We start from the raw sequence: 15,644 nt of genomic DNA, 5'->3' as shown, positions 1-15,644 counted from the left end.
GAGCAGGGTTGATCGGAGACGGGAGCACGGCTCCATGCTCCGATTTCATGGTCGCATCCGGCCCGATCGAGAACCTGTCCATGTAGACACTCAGCCCATCCGTCTCGTTGGCGACTGAGTCAGGACAGAGCGTGATCCGTACGCCTAGGGTCGCGGCTATGCAACCGACCCCCGGCGCCGCCCAGGACAACCAGGCATCCCCACCGGCGCACCCGGCGTTGACCACGCGCCTCACCCAACTGTGCACGGCCCACCAGGTGGTCGCCGACGCCGTGGCGTCACTCAACACGGGCCATCCCACGCCGCTGTGCGTCGGGCTCCTCGACACCCAGGTCGGCAGCGACTACCTACCGGCCGCCAACATGATCGTCCTCTCGGCCAAGTACGCCGGTGCGGCGCTCGGCGTCATCGCCGACAAGCTGATCCTCTACCGGCTGGCCGCCTGCCTCGAACAGCTCCCCGTGAACGTGAACGACCCGGTCGCCCTCCAGGCGTTCAACACGCGACAGGAACACCTGTGGCGGCTGGCGAACCCGGCACCGGGACCCGTACCTCCGGGGATGCTCCGGTTCTACCAGGGCACCAACCGGGACAACTTCTACACCGGGCCGACCAGCATCTCCGTCGTGGGACTCGACCCCAGCAAGGCCGGCGGTGCCATCGGTTGCAAACGGTGGGAGAAACACATCGTCGCCGCAGAGTTCAAGGATCAGGGTTGGCACACTGTCACGCTCAGCTTCGACGTGGCGCTCTCCTACGCCCGCCAGCACACCGAGTGGGCCATGGGGATGAAGGAGCACGAACCCGCCCTCTTCGACGTGACCGACTTCGGCGGTCTCGTTCTCAGCTTCGACGTGCCGGAGGCGAGTGTCACCGGCAACGACCGGTGGCGACAGGACAAGAGCGGTGACAGCAACAACTTCCAGACCACGGACGCGATCGCGCGGGGGCAGATCCAGGTGGTCGAGCCGTTGGCCGTCCCCGGGCCGTTGACGAAGGTCGCGCCGCCGCCCATGGTCGCCCAGATCCCAGCGGTACAGCGGCAGGCGTCCGCCGCGCAGGGCACCGGCACCAAGCGCCGGGTCTATCCGACGAACTTCTCCTGAGATGGCCTGTGCGGATCGCGATGACCTGCCGCTGCCGCTGCGGTGGGCGCGGGAAGACGCATCCGGGCACGAGGGCGCGGTGACGATCGGCCGGATCACGGCCGGCGAGGTACAGGCGGCACAGCTGGCCGGCGAGGGCGATTTCATCGACGCCGTGCCGGAACTGGCGGAGGCCCTGGAGCTGTGGCGGGCCGGGTTGCTGTTCCCGAGCGTGGACCTGGACGACTTCGAGTTCGTGTACACGGACGGCGACTGCAAGTCGATAGAGGTAGATGTCCGGCGAGGAGTGGGAGGCGTTCATCGAGTCCGGCGAGGAGCCGTACATCCCGGTGACGAGGGGCCGAGTCATGGCGGTGACCATGCTCGGCACACAGGCGTTCATGAAGGCACGGCTGAACCTGGCTGACGGCTATTCATCGAAGAAGTCGCCTCGCGCGGTCCCGTGGTCCGTTGTGGCCGCGTACGTTGCAGGGAGACGGTCACGCGGGAGGATCATCGTGATTGGTGAACAGATCGCCCGGCTACGAAGCGCCGCGCACCTGACCCAAGACCAGCTTGCCGAACGGGCCGGGATCTCTGTCGACGTGATCCGACGCCTCGAACAAGGCGTTCGCCACTCCGCACGCCTCAACACGCTGACGAAGATCGCAAGCGCCCTCGGCGCCGAACTGTCCGTGATCATCGCGCCGCGAACCACCTTTGCTCCCGAGCCCGACCGTGGCATCCCCGCAATCCGCGAAGCGATCACCAGCTCCACTGTTGACCAGCTCGGCGGGCTCGCGGAGAGCGACGCAGACTTCGACCTCACGCGCCTGGCGGCCTCAGTCGACAGCGCCTGGCACATCTGGCAGCGCGGCGAATACAGCATCCTCGGCCGGCTTTTGCCCGACCTTATCGCCGAAGCCCGCCACGCCAGCAGAGAATCGACCGGCATTGACCAGGAACACGCCTTCTCGCTCCTCGCGACCGTATTCGAGCTTGCCGCCGGCGTCACTGTCATGCTCGGACACGAAGATCTCGCATGGCTCAGTACCGAACGCGCCGTCGCGGCATCCGAACACTGCGCCGACGAAGTCACCAAGGCATCTGCGGTGTACTGGGCCGCATGGATCCTCCGCAGGCAAGGCCGATTCCGAGAGAGCCTCACTGCCGCCACCCGGGCAGCCGAAACCCACGAACCTCGAATGAGCCGCGCCACCCCAGCACAACTCACCGTTTGGGGTGGTCTACTGATCAACGCCGCCGGAGCCGCCGCCCGCGATGACCGCGCCGGCACCGCTACCGACCTCCTCGCCTTCGCGCGTACCGCAGCCGTACGCCTCGGACAAGACCGAGTCGATAGATGGAGCGTGTTCGGACCCCGTCTGGTCGCGCAAAGCGCGGTCATCAACGCCACCGAACTCGGCGACTTCGACACGGCGGTTCGCCTCTCGGCCGAGGTGGACGCCACGCGCAGCCGTGTGCCAGTCACCTGGGAATCGCGATATCTGCTTGCTCTGGCACAGGCGCAGGCCGAACTCGGTCAAGACATCCCCGCAACAGAGACCCTGTACAAGACGCGCCGGCTGACACCCGAGTGGATCCGATACCACCGACTTGCCCGCGACCTCACGGCCGAGCTCACCACACGCATCCCTGCCGGTCGAAAGCCTGAACTGGATGAGCTGTCTCGTCACTTGCTTATGACGTAGGCGGCTCTCGAAGGGCTGGGCCACCCGCCTGTCTTGAACCTGCGTAATCTGGGCTGCGTTAGTCTGGGCGCTGTACCGCCGATGCTGGCTGCGGGCCGGTCGGGACGAGATCCCTACCGTGCTGGGGTTCCCCCGGTTTGCCGGAGGGGTGGTTACCTGGTGCCTGTGGGCCCACGCTGAACAAAAAAGCCGACGCGGCCTTCAGGATCTCGTGGGCACGCTTCAACTCGGGATTCTCCCACAGCAACCGCCGTAGCTCCTCCACCTTTGAGGTCGTTGGCCGGTCACCGCGTAGGCCACGGTCGGCTTCGTCCTGGCGGATCCAGTTGCGCAACGCCTCGTGATGCCCACCGAGATGGCGTGCCAGCTGGCGGATCACCGGTTTCGGGTCCGAATCCGATACAACCGCACCGCACGTTCACGCAGCTCATCGGGGTACTTCTTCGGTGCTGACACGGATGACTTCCTCTTGCCGTGACGCACTCGGATGCGGCCGTAGGGACGGCTCGGGCCGCCTGCCGCTGGTTGTCGAGGTAAGTGCGATCCGTCCCCGCGTCGAAATGAGCGCCGCAGGAGTGTCAGATGATCAATGACGAAACCCTCACTCGCAGCAACCGGATTCCTGTCGACTCCAGAGTTCCGCGACACCCGAGCACACCTGGGGGGAGACCGCTGCTGGCCGCGTGTGACGTCAGATGACGGCTGCCTCAGATCATCCGCCCCGCTCGTTGAGTAGTCCGCTGCGCCATGCAGCGAATCGGCCACGGAGATCGTTCAGAGCCTGGCCGGTGACGCCATACTGGGCAAAGTCGTCGGAATCGAGCAGGTTGGCTTGTCCGAGCGCGTCGGCGAAGACGCCTCGGTCGAACCCGCTGTCGGCGTGGTGCACGAGGTCGAGGAGATCGTCCTGGGTGTAGCGGCCGACCGGAGCGTAGCGTCGATGTCGATGAAGTCACGGGCAAATGCCCGTCCGTAGAGCGCGCTCATCTTGTTCGCTACCGCGTCGTCGGGATGCAGGACCGGCCCGATGGCCATGAGGATGGGCTCGTTGGCCCGCCAGTCCACACCGAGTTCCATCTTGGATGCACGGTCGCCTCCGGCGACGGTCAGCCGGACGAACGTCTCGTACTGTCGCTCGACGTCAACGGTCAGACCATCGTCGCGGTAGGCGTCAACGACGGCCGTGACCGCAGTGCTGAAATCGTCGCGACGGTCCCAGGCGGTAAAAAGATCGACATCTTCGCTGGGGCGTTCGAACAGCCCTGCGGCCTGGACGGCGTAGCCGCCGGCGAGAGCGAAACCGTATCGGCGGGTGGCGGCAAGCCCGATACGGGCAAGCCTCCCATGGAAGGCATCCATGCTTATACGGCGTTCGCGCTGATGGTGGCGAGTTCGGGGAAGGCTTCCTCCCAGTGTCGTCGAAGTCGAGGCGGGAGCCAGAGGGTGGGCCACAGGTGTCGGAGCAGGTCAGCGTCGAGCCACGTGTTGAGGTCGTCGACAGTGCCGGCTTCGGTGAGTACCACCTTGTACATGCTGGCCAGCCGGGCCGGCCGGCTCAGGTCGTACTCGGCGTGACCGGACCAGTCCAGGTGACGCGGAAGGGTGACCACGCCTGCGGTCGGGCCGGTCAGCGTGGAAAGAGTATCGGCCACGACATACGGTTTGCGGTCGCCGTAGAGGAGATAGTCCGCGGGCGGCTGCCGCGGCGTCTTACGCCGGCTGAGGTTAGTCGCCCGCCGGATCTCCGGCCGGAGCGCCTGACGGATCGTTTCCCGGCTGTACCCGGTGCTCCGTTGCAGGTCCACCGGTCGCCAACCGGCCGCGTGGAACGCCCGCAGTTGCTCGTCGCGCTCAGTCAGAGCGGCCGCCCTGGTCGCCTCGTACCTGGCGACAACCGCCCGCAGATCATCCTCGGAGTGTTGACCCACGCAGGCCAGCCTACCAGGCTAGGCCCAGCACGCTAGGCGCATAAGGCCGCTCGGCATTGTCGGCCCATACGACCACTGGCGACAGCGGCGACAGCAACAACCTTCAGACCACGGACGCGATCATCCCGGGGCCACATCCAGGTGGTCGAGCAGTTGACCGTCCCCGGCCATTGACGAAGGTCGCACCGACGCCCATGGTCGCCCCGATCCCAGCAGTGCAGCAGCGGCCGCCACCCAGGGCACCGGCACCAAACGCCGGGTCTACCCGACGAACTTCTCCTGAGATCTTCAGCCGTACCGACCAGGAACATCCTCGCCGGTCCAGGACACGCCGCTGGGGCGTCGTCCGGTGGTCGCGTACTCGATGATCAGGTCTCGGGTGGTGCGGGTGTCGAGTCGGGCGAGGGATGCGGGGATGCCGATCAGGCCACGGTCGGGAGACTCGTAGACGGTGATCCCGACGGTCGGTTCCAGGGCGGTCGCGTGGGTGTCGTCGGGTAGCCAGCGGGCGGCTGCCCGATCGGCGTCAACGTCGATGTCGATGCGCAGCGTCGGCTGGCCGACGGGGCCGACGGTGAGGGTCTGCCCGCAGCCCCCGTGCGGCATGATCGCCTCGATCTGCTCGTCGAACCTTCGCCCGGCTTCCTCGGCGGTGACCAGGTCGTACGGGTGGCCGTGGTAATCGCGCAGCTGCAGTGTCATGGGCGGGTGATCCTCATCCCGTGCTCGGGGTACATACCGTGCCACCCGGTGCCTCCGCCGTCGCGGGCGACCACCCGGCCGGCGGCTGTCACGTCAGGTGCGCTACGGCTCTGATCGCTGACGGCCACCGCCGAGGTGTCGGCTTTCGCAATCACTGGAACGCTTGATGCTTGAGTACGTGGCCCAGGGAAGTAATGCGGTAGAACCGAGGAAGAGACTCACATCCAGATCGAGGATTCCCCCAACCCAGAGCAAAGGCGACAGAGCCCAGAGCGCAAATCCCACACCTGCCAGAATCCAACCGGTCCTCGTCACCTTCGCTCCCCGTCACTCCGTACAGGAGAATACGCCCTCCGACACCATTTCGGGATTGACGGCGACCCGGACTGCGATCGACGGCTGCCGTGGTGGGGCTGTTGCTCTCATCCCCCTGATCACCGAGGCACAGCAGGTCGTCGTCCGAGTGCTTCAGGGCGGGCAGCCCGGGCCACTGGTGCAGTCACTGGACACCATCAGGCAGGTGCTGGTCCTGGTGGTCCAGCACATCGACCGCGCCCGACAGGCCGTCGAGGCCGCGATCAGTGAGGCGCGGCAGCTCGGGGCCTCGGGAAAACCCTCGGGGCTGGCGGTCCCACACCGACCAGCCCACCCCCAACCCCGTTCGGCGACTCCGCTGTCCGCCGATCCCCCGGCTCCGACCGAGGCGGGTCCGGCCCGCTGGGCATCCCGTGGACCTGCCGTCCCTCGGGCGTCGTCGGTGGAACACCGACCGGCCCGCGAACCCGGATCCCACCCCGGGAGGACGCACGAGTCCAGCGGGCACTGGAGTTGGAGAACGCCTGCGCCGACACGGCGGCCGGCCGCGGCTACCGGGTCCACCAGAACCCGACCAGGCGGGAGATCGCCGAAGCCCGGCAGAACACCGGAGACGTCGGCAAGCCCGACAAGGACCCGGACTACCTGATCGAGGGCCACGTCTTCGACTGCTACGCCCCGACGCCCAACAAGGCCGTGCATGGGTTCTGGACCGAGGTGTCGGGGAAGGTGACCAACCAGCAGACCCAGCGTGTGACGTTGAACCTGCACGACTGGCGTGGAGACCTCCCCGCACTGCAGAAGCAGTTCGACGACTGGCCCCTCCCCCACCTGAAGGAACTCACGGCGGTGACCCGCCAGGGTGAGATCATTCAAATCGTCCGGCGCGACTGAGAGGACGACACGACGTGGCCATCGAGTACCGGTTGACGCTGGCGGGAGACATCCCACTGGCACACGTAGCCGCTCTCATCAGCCCTACCGGCGTCGAGGAGTCGAACCTACCCGGCTACCCCCGACTACTCAGCGCGAACCTTCAGGCCACCTCCGGATGCACGGTCAGCATCCATGGCGGCAGCAACGGCTACTTCGACGCCGAAAGCGACGACCATTCCCCATGGGAGTGGGAACCCGACCAGTACGTCAACATCACCTTCCACATGCCGAAGGACGACCCCACCGGCCAGTCGACACCAGCCATGGTCGAGGCCGTCGCCCGTATCCTCACCCACCAGCCGGAAGACGCCGCACTCGTGCTGAACGGCAACTGGCTCCTACTCACCCGAGTCGCCGGGACACCGCACAAGCATCGACGTTCCTGGTGGGCCAACTACGACCTCGACGAGGCCTTCCCGTGACAACCGTCGGACGGATGTCGACTGACGACATCGTCATCGTCGAAGCTGGTGGTCCCTTCTGGTCAATCTCCATCCGTCAGCGGCCTCAGAAAGTACCTCGTCGTCAGTCTGGCCGGCTCCACACCGTGGTATGGATCTCCGGTCGAGGGATGCGGCGCCAGGATGTCCTCGCCGCGTCACGGGTGATACGGGTGGCATCGGCCTTGCCCCGATCGGCCAGGCGTGGGTCCGCGCTGGCGGCCAGGATCAAAGCCGCCCGCAGATCAACGCCACCACAGCCGGGCAGGAGCCGGTAGCCAGCCCGACGCAGCTCCACCCGGCCGTCCCGGAGCACTCCCACGGCAGGGCCGGGGGCAGAACGCCGGCAACCGGGCGCACCACCGTCGGTGACGGATCCCGCACCAATGTCACCAACTCCCCTGCGACGACCGCGCCCCGCAGCCGCAGACTCTGTACCGCCTGGGCACGGACCCTCGGCCGCTCATGGCCGAGCAGCCGAGGCAGCAACGGGGCGTCCGCTGCCGAGCCGGTCTCAGCGAGTCCGGCGATCGCCCCGACAGCCGGCTCGTCGGTGTTGACGCTCCTCCAGTAGCGTTCCCGCGCGTCCGTGCCGAGGCAGCGGGCCACGTCTCGGGCCAAGCCCGCACCAACTCTCCTGGTTCCCGACTTCGTCGATGCTCCCTCGACAGTTAATCGCTGGTCAACACTGGATGTAGGGCACGAGCCGGTCAAGAGACCATCGCCTCAGAACGCCTCTACCGGTTTGCGGTAACGAGGCTGCCAATCGATCACCCGGTATCCCGCCTTCTCGTACAACCGAACGCTGTTGTTCGGATTCTCCGCGACCGTGCTGAGTCGGGCCGTCGAGACTCCCGCTTCCGCCAGGATGCGCAGCGTGCGCCTCATCACCGCAAGGCCGACCCCCGCCGGCGCCACGCGGGACGTACGGCAACCCAGGGCGTCAACGCGCTGCCGTCGGTCTGCAACTCGTTCACCACGACCACCGCGATCTCATCCCCCGCCCAGACGACGCACCAGATGCCGACGTCCTGGACGTCGCGGAGGTACTCCTCGTAGGTCCTGGGCTGGTAGCCGTCGCGTGCTCCGGCGAAGCACTCCTCGATCACCTGGTGGATCTGGGGATGGTGGGCAGCCTCAACCGGACGCTGGACCAGCCCATAGGGCAGCCGAACGTCCCCGTCCGGCAGACCGTTCAGCTCGTGGGCCATCTCCACGGCCGTGAACGCGACCCGGTAGCCGTGAGCTGTCAGCAACGCCAGATTACCCGGCTGGTGCTCGCTCACGTTGGCACCGAAGACGCTCCGGCCCCCGACCGGATCGCTGCGGTCGAACGCGCTGGCCTGCGCCTCCTGCCACCGCAGCATGGCGGTGCCGATGCCCCGCCGACGCCACGCCGGATCCACGCATCCACTCAGCAGGTAGACCCGGGTATCGGCCGCTTCGGACCACCAGTCCATCCAGCTGAAGCCCACGATCCGCCCCGACTCGGCCTGCGCGATCAGACAGAACGGGTGCACGCCGTCGGGGTCCTCGCTGGTGTCGGGACCGGGCAGCCAGAGATCGCCGTCGACCCGGTGCACCTCGGCCCGAACGACCTGGATGCCGGCAACGTCACTGACACCCGAATAGGCACGCATCGCGACCCCCGCCACCCCTCGTGAACCGAACCGCTCAACCGCCACTGGTCACGCCCTTTCCGTGCCAGTTTCTCGGACTGCTGATGCCTGCTGCGGGTTCCACGTCTTGCTCCGGTTCTGCGATCAGCAGCGCGACCTGATCCCGTCGCCGCAACATTGATCCCGTCGCCGCACAAACCCTGGAACTATCACACAAGATCCGATGCGCCACTGAAGTGATCTCAGCGACTTTGCGGTAGGTATTTGTACTCGAAGTGGGTCAGGTGCAGGGCTGCGGTAACGATGTCGCCGATTCGGCGTGGGCTGACGGTCGTGTGGCGTAGCGTCTTCCAGCGTCCGATCAGGATCGCGAATCCTCGTTCTCCTTGCCAACGTAGACCGCGTAGCAGTCGGTTGTAGGCGCGGTTGTCAGGTGCGAGTCGGCGGCCGTCGGCGGGTTGCTTGACCGGGGTCATGATGCCGTGACCTGCGCTTTCGTAGCCGGAGTCGGCCAGGGTCGGTAGGTCGAGTTCGGCGGCGGACCAGTTCAGGGCAGCGGTGATCCCGAGTTCGCGAGCGCAACTGGTGTCGTGTAGATGCCCGGGCAGCGCCGCCGATGTCCAGATCGGCAGCCCGTCGGGTCGAATGATCGCTTGGACGTTCGCGCCGAAGTCGCGGTGCTTTCCGGAGAACCAGGCATCGATCACCTCGCCCTTGACCGACAGGGTCGTCTCGGTGAGCCGGTCGCAGTCGAACAGCTTGCCGTCGAGGATCACATGCGACCAGTCGTCGGCCGCAGCCCGACGCAGAGCGGCATGCAGGTCGCCGGCCTGGGCGGCGAGCACGGCGACGCCCTCGTCGCGGTAGCGGTAGGCGGTCGCCCTGGAGATGCCGAAGCCGGCGGCGAGCAGGGCCATGTCCTCGGCCTTGCGGAACCAGACGAGCACCATCAAGGCCTGGTAGAAGCAGGTCAACGCCCGGGTGCCACGGCGGGTACCGCAGGCCCGTCGCTGTGCGTACAACAGATGCGCGAGGTGCTGCACGAGTTCCCTCGGGACGTCGACCATGGCACGATAGGCAATCACGTGGAGCCCTCTCGAAGACGTGGATCTGTCGCAAGGACATGTCTATCGATGGCTCCACGCCTGTTTCCACTGCCGCCCGACTCGCGTCCTTCGCCCGTGTCGCACCAATCAAACCCTTTGCGTTGCTGAGATCACCTCACTGTCGGACAATTCTTATGCCCCTGAGACGTCCTATGCGTTTCCTCGGCTTGCCGAGGGTGGTGTTTACATGGGACAACACGCGCCTCGCCACCCCCCTCCTTCCGCCGACCTCGCGTAGCCTCCAGCTTTACCTGCCCAGCCCCCCCGACAGGGCGCGGTTCAGAGAGAAGGTAAGACCAGCCGACGTCGTGCATCTCGGGCGCGGTCCCGGGTTCGACTGAGCCGACAGCCACGATCTCCGTAACCACCCTGAATCGGGTCGGCGTCGCCGTCGACGCATCCGTCCGTGGAAACGTCGCCGTCTGGTGCTCCGGGAAGCGCCGCAAGCGGGCCAGCGCCCCGCCCGTCTCCAACACCTCGTCACAGCGAGTCATGACATCAAGGCTGGCCGTCCGCTCCGCCTTCTCGATCTTGCCAAGGAGGTCCGGACTCACGTACACCAGCGCCGCGAGCCCCCGCCAGCGACAACCCGCGCTGCTGCCGCCAGCATCGCAACTCCGCCCCGAGAAAATGACGCCCGGACGCGTGCGGCCTCAACTCCGCCGGCCGCTGCCCCATCAAACCCGCCTACGCCCATCAGCGAGCGGAAACACCCAGTTCAGTGGCAGCGACGTCATGCCGAAATCGACAAGAGTCTCGGCGTTACGGCGGATCCAGGGGACCTGTACACCCGTCATCGCTGCCGCCGCCCATCCCTGGGCCAGCGCACCCGGGACTCGTTGACCGGCGCGCTCGAACAGGCCGGTACCGGGGCGAGGGTGGTCGCGGGGTCGGACGGTTCGATGACAACCTCGACCGGCCCCGCCAGCACTCTGACACGGCCAGCCGGGACCTCGTCACGCACCACTCTGACCTGCGCCGCCTCGACGATCAGGCTCACCCGCACCGTCGCCGCACCAACCGGAACGACCAGCCCACCACCCTCGTTACCGACCACCCCGCCTACCGCTGCCGCACCATCGATGTCATCGGGTACGGGATTGGGCACGTTCGAGGTCCCCGGTGCGGCCACGTCCACCTCGGGGTCTTTGGCGTGTCCGTGGATGACGAAGAACCCGAGCTCGGCGTTCGTGGACTTGCCCAGCACCATCCGCAACGCGGTGCGGCAGGGCTCGAACGGCCACCGATGCTCACCCCGTTCCAGCTTGCCGACATAGCGGGCGTCGACAGTGACGCTGCGCCCCGCGTGCTCGTAGGCGTACGCGTTGACCGCCTCCGCCAACTCCTGCCGCGACATCGGCCGCCCCGAACCCGATGGAGACCGCCGCGCCAGCCGCGCCGCGCGCAGCAGGTCATTCGGCCCCGCTTGATAGGCCACGATGAGGATCCGTCTCCTGGTCTGTTCGCTGATGTCCACCTGGCCCTACGGGGAGGTCACTGTCCCCGCATCCTGACGATCGTCGGTTGACCACTCGCGACGATCATTCCGACACCGCTCGCAGCCCCGTCTCGTCCGGTCGTGATGAAGGGCCGATGGTCGGCTGCGGAACGCTGGGATTCCGATGCGTCCAGCCGAGAAACCGGTCGAACACTCCACCACAACCGCCCGTGCTCCGCACATCGAACGCCCGAAGATCCTCGATTGCCTCGTGCAGACACGCAGACAGGTACAGCGACAACCCGATCCGATTACCCTCGTACTCCACGACGAGCCAATCCCGTGCCGGACCACAGGGCCACGCGACGGCACATGCTCCACCCGACCACCGCCGTCGCCTGAACTCCCGTCAGACCCGGGTTCGCCGGCCCTCACCGGCCAACCCCCAGTCGGCCCGACTGGTCGAAGAATCGACGCCAGACATAGGTGAACAAGGGTGGATCGGCAGCCACCACCGTCACCGCGTGCAACGAGCGCGGCCTTCCCTGCTGGCCCGATCTCGCGTTGCTGGAGATGTACACGGTCACGCCCGCTCCCCCACCCCGACCAGAGCCGGAAGACGGTGGGCCAACCACTGGCGAGGTCGGCCCACCGCCCCCGGGCGGCGGACGGGGGCCGACCGCCCATCACCCGTTCCCGCAGCCCTGCTGGCGGTACGAGAACGGGGAGTCACCCACACGTTTGCCAGAGCGCCCGGCGGAAGCACATGCCCGTACGCTGGATCGCATTCCGGCCTACCGCCGATTGGCACATCCATGTGAAACTCCCGCGCGTTGAGACTGCTTCTGGCCACCCAAAGCGCCTGGATAAGCAGGCTGGCCACTCCAGATTGGCCTGAAGGACGAATCGGTGAAATGCCCTGTCGGTGCACTGACGGTGCACCTGCAGTCACCCCACACACCGCTACGATCAATCGACAGATGATGTCCGTTTCGAGGGGACCTGCGATGGCTCCGGTGACGACCTGGACCGGTCGGGAGGCAACAGCACTACGCCAGGCGTTACGGATGAGCGTCACCGCCTTCGCCGAGCACCTGGGCGCAGCACGAAGGACGGTCGCCAAGTGGAGCAGTCAGGGCGGCAGCGTCGTTCCGCGCGCCGACATGCAGGCTGCGCTGGACACCGTGTTGACCCGAGCCACACCCGACGAACAGGGACGATTCAATGCCCTGAGAACGGCAGGAATCCCCGGTGCACCACCGAGCATCACACCAGCGCTTTCCGCCACAGCCGCTGATACTGGAGCGGACCGACACGACGGCACGAGTGCGGACGGTGACGTGCGACGAAGAGATCTTCTGCGCGGCGCGGCGATCGGGGTAGCTGCGGTACCGACCGCAGCGCCGTTACTCGACGCACTCGTGGCACCCGGCCATTCCCCGGCGACGCTGCCGTCCATCGAACAGTTCTCCCGCGACGTGGTCGCAGTCAAACGCGACTACCAGGCCTGCCGATACGAGCGCGTGCTCCACCAGCTCACTCCGCTTCTGTCGGCCCTCGAACCCGTCCGCGCCGAGGCGGAGGGAGGGCATCGGGCGCAGGTCGATGTCCTCGCAGCTGACCTGTACCACGTCGTCGGAAGTGTTCTTCTCAAAGTCGGCGACCGAGGTATGGCTCTGGTCGCGGCCGAGCGGAGCGTCCGCGCCGCCGGGGCGAGCCAGGATCCGGTAGCGGTCGCTGCGAGCGCACGGATCATGACCCACGCCCTGATGAGTAACGGCCACAACGCCCAGGCGGTGACCCTTGCCGGCAACGCGGCTGACGTACTTGACCGGGGCACCCGCCTCGATTCGACCGACGCCGTCGCCGTCTACGGCGCCCTCATTCTCCGTGGTGCCGTCGCCGCAGCACGCCGGGACGACCGGGACACCGCCCACTCCATGCTCGACGAGGCGACTCGCGCCGCAACCCGACTCGGTTACGACGGTAACGACCGGTGGACGGGCTTCGGCCTCACCAACGTGCTCCTGCACCAGGTCAACATCGCACTCACCCTCGGCGACGCCGGCACCGCAATCGCGATCGCCCGCACCGTGCCCCTCGGCAAGGTGACGATCGGCGAGCGCAGAGCATCGCTGCACCTCGACGTCGCCCGCGCCTACACCCAATGGGGTCGCCACGAGCACGGCCTGAACGCGCTGCGCGCCGCCTACGAGGTGGCACCCGAGGGGGTCCGCTGCCGCCCTGCGGTCCAACGCATCGCCAGCGACCTCGCCCACCACGCCAAGGGCTCTACCCGCACCGCCGTCCTCGACTTCGCCCAGACCGCCCGGATCCCTCTGTGACGAAAGGCCACCTGCAGATCGTCGTCTGTGGCGCCGGGCCCGCGACCGACGTGGCCCAACTCGTCCGGGCCGCCCACGAACAGACCTGGACGGCAGCCGTCACCGCCACACCCAGTGCGCTGGCCTTCCTGGATGTGCCGGCGATCGAGGAGATGACCGGCGATCCCGTGCGGTCCGACTACCGGACGCGCCCCGGTGCCCGCCGGTCACCAGCCGCATCAGACGCCCTGGTCATCGCCCCCGCCACCTTCAACACCCTCAACAAGATCGCCCTCGGCATGGCCGACAACTACGCCACCACCTCGGTGGCCGAACTGATCGGCCGTCGGGTGCCCACCGTCATCGTGCCCTTCGTCAACACCGCCCTCGCACGCCGACTCCCCTTCCGGCGAGCCGTGGAGAACCTTCGCGACGAAGGCGTACACATCCTTCTCGGCCCCGAACACGACTGGGAGCCACACCCACCCGGCAGCGGCACCGAGCGACGACACGTCTTCCCCTGGACAACCACGTTCGAAGTCGCGGCCCGGCACGCCACCTGACAGGCTCGACCGGCCACATACGGCATCGCCAGCAGACCACCCCGACCAGAGCATGCAACAGTCGCGGACGTGACCTTTCCGCTGGAGGCGCTGTCAGCCGCCATCTCGGACCGAGCCCAGACCTGGGCGAGGCTGAGCATGAGTTGGCACGCGCGACCGATCAAGCCGAACCATGGCAAGCAGATCGTCAGCGGTGATTTCGAGTCCGAGTCTTGGCTTGCCGCGATCACGATCTGGAGCAGCGGAGAGGCCGAGTTGGAGGCAGCCCGCCTGACCGACGGTCGGATCGTCGCCAAGCACTACGACCTGAGCACCCCCGATGACCTCGACACACTGCTCAACGAACTCGTCGCCCTTCTCACCGAGAACCGCATCCCCGAAGCGGCAATCGTCGTCGCGCACGAGCCCACCGCACCAGCCTGAAGCCACCGATCGAAAGCGCCCGACGGGCTTACCGGCATGGGCTCCTATCGTTCAGGCCGCGATGGTTCAACGACTCTCAGGCACTGGGCACTCGACCACGACGAGTTGCCCGCGGATCGGAGTCAGCTCGGGATCGGGTACGAGGCCACGAGCACCCATCCCGGAGCAGTTGACGATCACTGGGGCCACACCAACGGCCTCACCAAGCGAGTGAATCCAACGGATCGCGACCTCGCCGCCGGCCGCCTCCAGCCGTCGGCGCAGGTAGCCGAGGTAGACCGGCATGTCGACCAGCGGGGCGGTATACCGCCACCCGGTGGCGAAACCATCCGGCAGCTCACTCGCAGATCCGGAACCCATCGAGCTGGCTACCCCCACTCGGGCGGTTCGACGGGCGTCCGGGACGCCTCGCGACCGCACATCACGCTCCAGGTGCTGCCCTACAAGGTCGGCGCACATCCGGGTATGCATGGCGCGTTCGCCGTGATGGACTTTCCGGACGGCGCCGACCCCGAACTCGTCTACATCGAGAACATGGCTGGCGCGCTGTACCTGGAGAAGGAGGCTGACATCCGGCGGTACGCCGAGATGTTCGACCAGCTTCGAGCGGCTGCCCTGAACGTGGCCGATTCGCGGAGGCTCCTCCGCCGCTTGATCGACATACACTGAGTGTTAGGGGAGGCGAAAGGTGAACGCTTCGGATCTGGGTGCCGTGACGTGGCGGACGAGCACCCGTAGCGGCGCAAATGGCAACTGCGTGGAAGTCGCCCAGCTCACCAACGCAGTTGCACTGCGTGACAGCAAGGACCCTTCGGGCCCCGCGTTGGTGTTCATGTCCCGAGAGTGGGTGGCTTTCATCGAGGGAGCCAAGGATGGGGAGTTCGATCGAGGCTGACCAGCCTGCCCGGGGTATCGATCTTACCGGCTCGGCTACGTGAGGCGTCAGGTTGACGAGCTTGCTCACCTGATCAAGGTCACTGCAGTAGACCCTGAAGGGGCACCCGCCGCCAGGCGGATGCCCCTTCGTGAACAGGCGTGTCCAGTGACTACCGG

General features: G+C 66.8%; 18 protein-coding genes and 2 pseudogenes. 11 read left to right on the top strand and 9 right to left on the bottom strand.

The genetic code is table 11. The annotated features are described in order from the left end of the window. The first annotated feature begins 158 nt into the window (after positions 1-158). The 3 genes from WHN02_RS14675 to WHN02_RS14665 are packed head-to-tail and all read left to right on the top strand — an operon-like array spanning position 159 to position 2,797. On the top strand, positions 159-1,106 hold the full coding sequence (locus WHN02_RS14675; protein ID WP_434739301.1) for a hypothetical protein: 948 nt from the start codon (positions 159-161) through the stop codon (positions 1,104-1,106). Between the two features lies 1 nt (position 1,107). Continuing rightward, positions 1,108-1,512 carry a hypothetical protein gene (locus WHN02_RS14670; RefSeq protein WP_434739300.1) on the top strand — a complete coding sequence of 135 codons (405 nt, stop codon included), beginning with the start codon at positions 1,108-1,110 and terminating at the stop codon, positions 1,510-1,512. Then, positions 1,454-2,797: a helix-turn-helix domain-containing protein gene (locus WHN02_RS14665; protein ID WP_434739299.1), complete on the top strand. Its 1,344-nt coding sequence runs from the start codon at positions 1,454-1,456 to the stop codon at positions 2,795-2,797. Before WHN02_RS14670 ends, WHN02_RS14665 begins: the two co-directional genes overlap by 59 nt. Before the next feature lie 58 nt (positions 2,798-2,855). Here WHN02_RS14665 and WHN02_RS14660 read toward each other — a convergent pair whose 3' ends face one another. The 4 genes and pseudogenes from WHN02_RS14660 to WHN02_RS14645 all read right to left on the bottom strand — a co-directional run bounded on the left by WHN02_RS14660 (position 2,856) and on the right by WHN02_RS14645 (position 5,427). Next, positions 2,856-3,176, bottom strand: coding sequence for a transposase (locus WHN02_RS14660; protein WP_434739298.1), 321 nt, complete (start codon positions 3,174-3,176; stop codon positions 2,856-2,858). A 333-nt stretch (positions 3,177-3,509) separates the two neighbouring features. Further along, positions 3,510-4,156: pseudogene (locus WHN02_RS14655) on the bottom strand (nucleotidyl transferase AbiEii/AbiGii toxin family protein). Positions 4,157-4,158: 2 nt separating this feature from the next. Beyond that, positions 4,159-4,725: a hypothetical protein gene (locus WHN02_RS14650; protein WP_434739297.1), complete on the bottom strand. Its 567-nt coding sequence runs from the start codon at positions 4,723-4,725 to the stop codon at positions 4,159-4,161. 288 nt (positions 4,726-5,013) lie between these two features. After that, the gene (locus WHN02_RS14645) at positions 5,014-5,427 is read right to left on the bottom strand and encodes a hypothetical protein (protein WP_434739296.1); all 414 of its coding nucleotides are present in this window, start codon (positions 5,425-5,427) and stop codon (positions 5,014-5,016) included. Positions 5,428-5,593: 166 nt separating this feature from the next. Here WHN02_RS14645 and WHN02_RS14640 point away from each other — a divergent pair. The 3 genes and pseudogenes from WHN02_RS14640 to WHN02_RS14630 form a co-directional block, all read left to right on the top strand. Continuing rightward, positions 5,594-5,968: pseudogene (locus tag WHN02_RS14640) on the top strand (DUF6244 family protein); the annotation flags it as partial. Positions 5,969-6,249: 281 nt separating this feature from the next. Then, entirely contained in the window at positions 6,250-6,636 is a 387-nt protein-coding gene (locus tag WHN02_RS14635) for a hypothetical protein (protein WP_434743964.1), read from the top strand. Between the two features lie 14 nt (positions 6,637-6,650). Next, positions 6,651-7,100 (top strand): SitI3 family protein, encoded by a 450-nt coding sequence (locus WHN02_RS14630; protein ID WP_434739295.1) that lies wholly within the window; start codon positions 6,651-6,653, stop codon positions 7,098-7,100. A gap of 246 nt (positions 7,101-7,346) precedes the next feature. Here WHN02_RS14630 and WHN02_RS14625 read toward each other — a convergent pair whose 3' ends face one another. The 5 genes from WHN02_RS14625 to amcA all read right to left on the bottom strand — a co-directional run bounded on the left by WHN02_RS14625 (position 7,347) and on the right by amcA (position 11,868). Continuing rightward, positions 7,347-7,739: a HEAT repeat domain-containing protein gene (locus WHN02_RS14625; protein WP_434739294.1), complete on the bottom strand. Its 393-nt coding sequence runs from the start codon at positions 7,737-7,739 to the stop codon at positions 7,347-7,349. Between the two features lie 266 nt (positions 7,740-8,005). Beyond that, complete coding sequence (locus WHN02_RS14620) at positions 8,006-8,758, bottom strand: GNAT family N-acetyltransferase (RefSeq protein ID WP_434739293.1); 753 nt, start codon at positions 8,756-8,758, stop codon at positions 8,006-8,008. Between the two features lie 221 nt (positions 8,759-8,979). Beyond that, positions 8,980-9,804: a transposase family protein gene (locus tag WHN02_RS14615; RefSeq protein ID WP_434739292.1), complete on the bottom strand. Its 825-nt coding sequence runs from the start codon at positions 9,802-9,804 to the stop codon at positions 8,980-8,982. An 832-nt stretch (positions 9,805-10,636) separates the two neighbouring features. Next, complete coding sequence (locus WHN02_RS14610; protein WP_434739291.1) at positions 10,637-11,320, bottom strand: hypothetical protein; 684 nt, start codon at positions 11,318-11,320, stop codon at positions 10,637-10,639. 392 nt (positions 11,321-11,712) lie between these two features. Further along, positions 11,713-11,868 carry a multiple cyclophane-containing RiPP AmcA gene (amcA, locus tag WHN02_RS14605; RefSeq protein ID WP_434739290.1) on the bottom strand — a complete coding sequence of 52 codons (156 nt, stop codon included), beginning with the start codon at positions 11,866-11,868 and terminating at the stop codon, positions 11,713-11,715. 420 nt (positions 11,869-12,288) lie between these two features. Between amcA and WHN02_RS14600 the strand changes: the two genes are divergently transcribed. The 5 genes from WHN02_RS14600 (at position 12,289) to WHN02_RS14580 (ending at position 15,486) form a co-directional block, all read left to right on the top strand. Then, positions 12,289-13,626 (top strand): hypothetical protein, encoded by a 1,338-nt coding sequence (locus tag WHN02_RS14600; protein ID WP_434739289.1) that lies wholly within the window; start codon positions 12,289-12,291, stop codon positions 13,624-13,626. Further along, the gene (locus WHN02_RS14595) at positions 13,623-14,168 is read left to right on the top strand and encodes a flavoprotein (protein ID WP_434739288.1); all 546 of its coding nucleotides are present in this window, start codon (positions 13,623-13,625) and stop codon (positions 14,166-14,168) included. Before WHN02_RS14600 ends, WHN02_RS14595 begins: the two co-directional genes overlap by 4 nt. A 69-nt stretch (positions 14,169-14,237) precedes the next feature. Continuing rightward, entirely contained in the window at positions 14,238-14,591 is a 354-nt protein-coding gene (locus WHN02_RS14590; protein WP_434739287.1) for a hypothetical protein, read from the top strand. 36 nt (positions 14,592-14,627) lie between these two features. Beyond that, positions 14,628-15,260: a Scr1 family TA system antitoxin-like transcriptional regulator gene (locus tag WHN02_RS14585; RefSeq protein ID WP_434739286.1), complete on the top strand. Its 633-nt coding sequence runs from the start codon at positions 14,628-14,630 to the stop codon at positions 15,258-15,260. 19 nt (positions 15,261-15,279) lie between these two features. Continuing rightward, positions 15,280-15,486, top strand: coding sequence for a DUF397 domain-containing protein (locus tag WHN02_RS14580; protein WP_434739285.1), 207 nt, complete (start codon positions 15,280-15,282; stop codon positions 15,484-15,486). The last annotated feature ends 158 nt before the right edge of the window (positions 15,487-15,644 follow it).

The sequence above is a fragment of the Micromonospora sp. SH-82 genome (assembly GCF_051132485.1).
In the GTDB taxonomy this organism is placed as follows: domain Bacteria; phylum Actinomycetota; class Actinomycetes; order Mycobacteriales; family Micromonosporaceae; genus Micromonospora.
This window is presented reverse-complemented; position numbering and strand designations above follow the sequence as displayed.

Coding starts and splice junctions, on each gene's coding strand:
- WHN02_RS14600 (WP_434739289.1), top strand. CDS start 12,289: ATGGCTCCGGTGACGACCTGGACCGGTCGGGAGGCAACAGCACTACGC.
- WHN02_RS14620 (WP_434739293.1), bottom strand. CDS start 8,758: ATGCGTGCCTATTCGGGTGTCAGTGACGTTGCCGGCATCCAGGTCGTT.
- WHN02_RS14585 (WP_434739286.1), top strand. CDS start 14,628: ATGGGCTCCTATCGTTCAGGCCGCGATGGTTCAACGACTCTCAGGCAC.
- WHN02_RS14670 (WP_434739300.1), top strand. CDS start 1,108: ATGGCCTGTGCGGATCGCGATGACCTGCCGCTGCCGCTGCGGTGGGCG.
- WHN02_RS14675 (WP_434739301.1), top strand. CDS start 159: ATGCAACCGACCCCCGGCGCCGCCCAGGACAACCAGGCATCCCCACCG.
- WHN02_RS14645 (WP_434739296.1), bottom strand. CDS start 5,427: ATGACACTGCAGCTGCGCGATTACCACGGCCACCCGTACGACCTGGTC.
- WHN02_RS14615 (WP_434739292.1), bottom strand. CDS start 9,804: ATGGTCGACGTCCCGAGGGAACTCGTGCAGCACCTCGCGCATCTGTTG.
- WHN02_RS14665 (WP_434739299.1), top strand. CDS start 1,454: ATGGCGGTGACCATGCTCGGCACACAGGCGTTCATGAAGGCACGGCTG.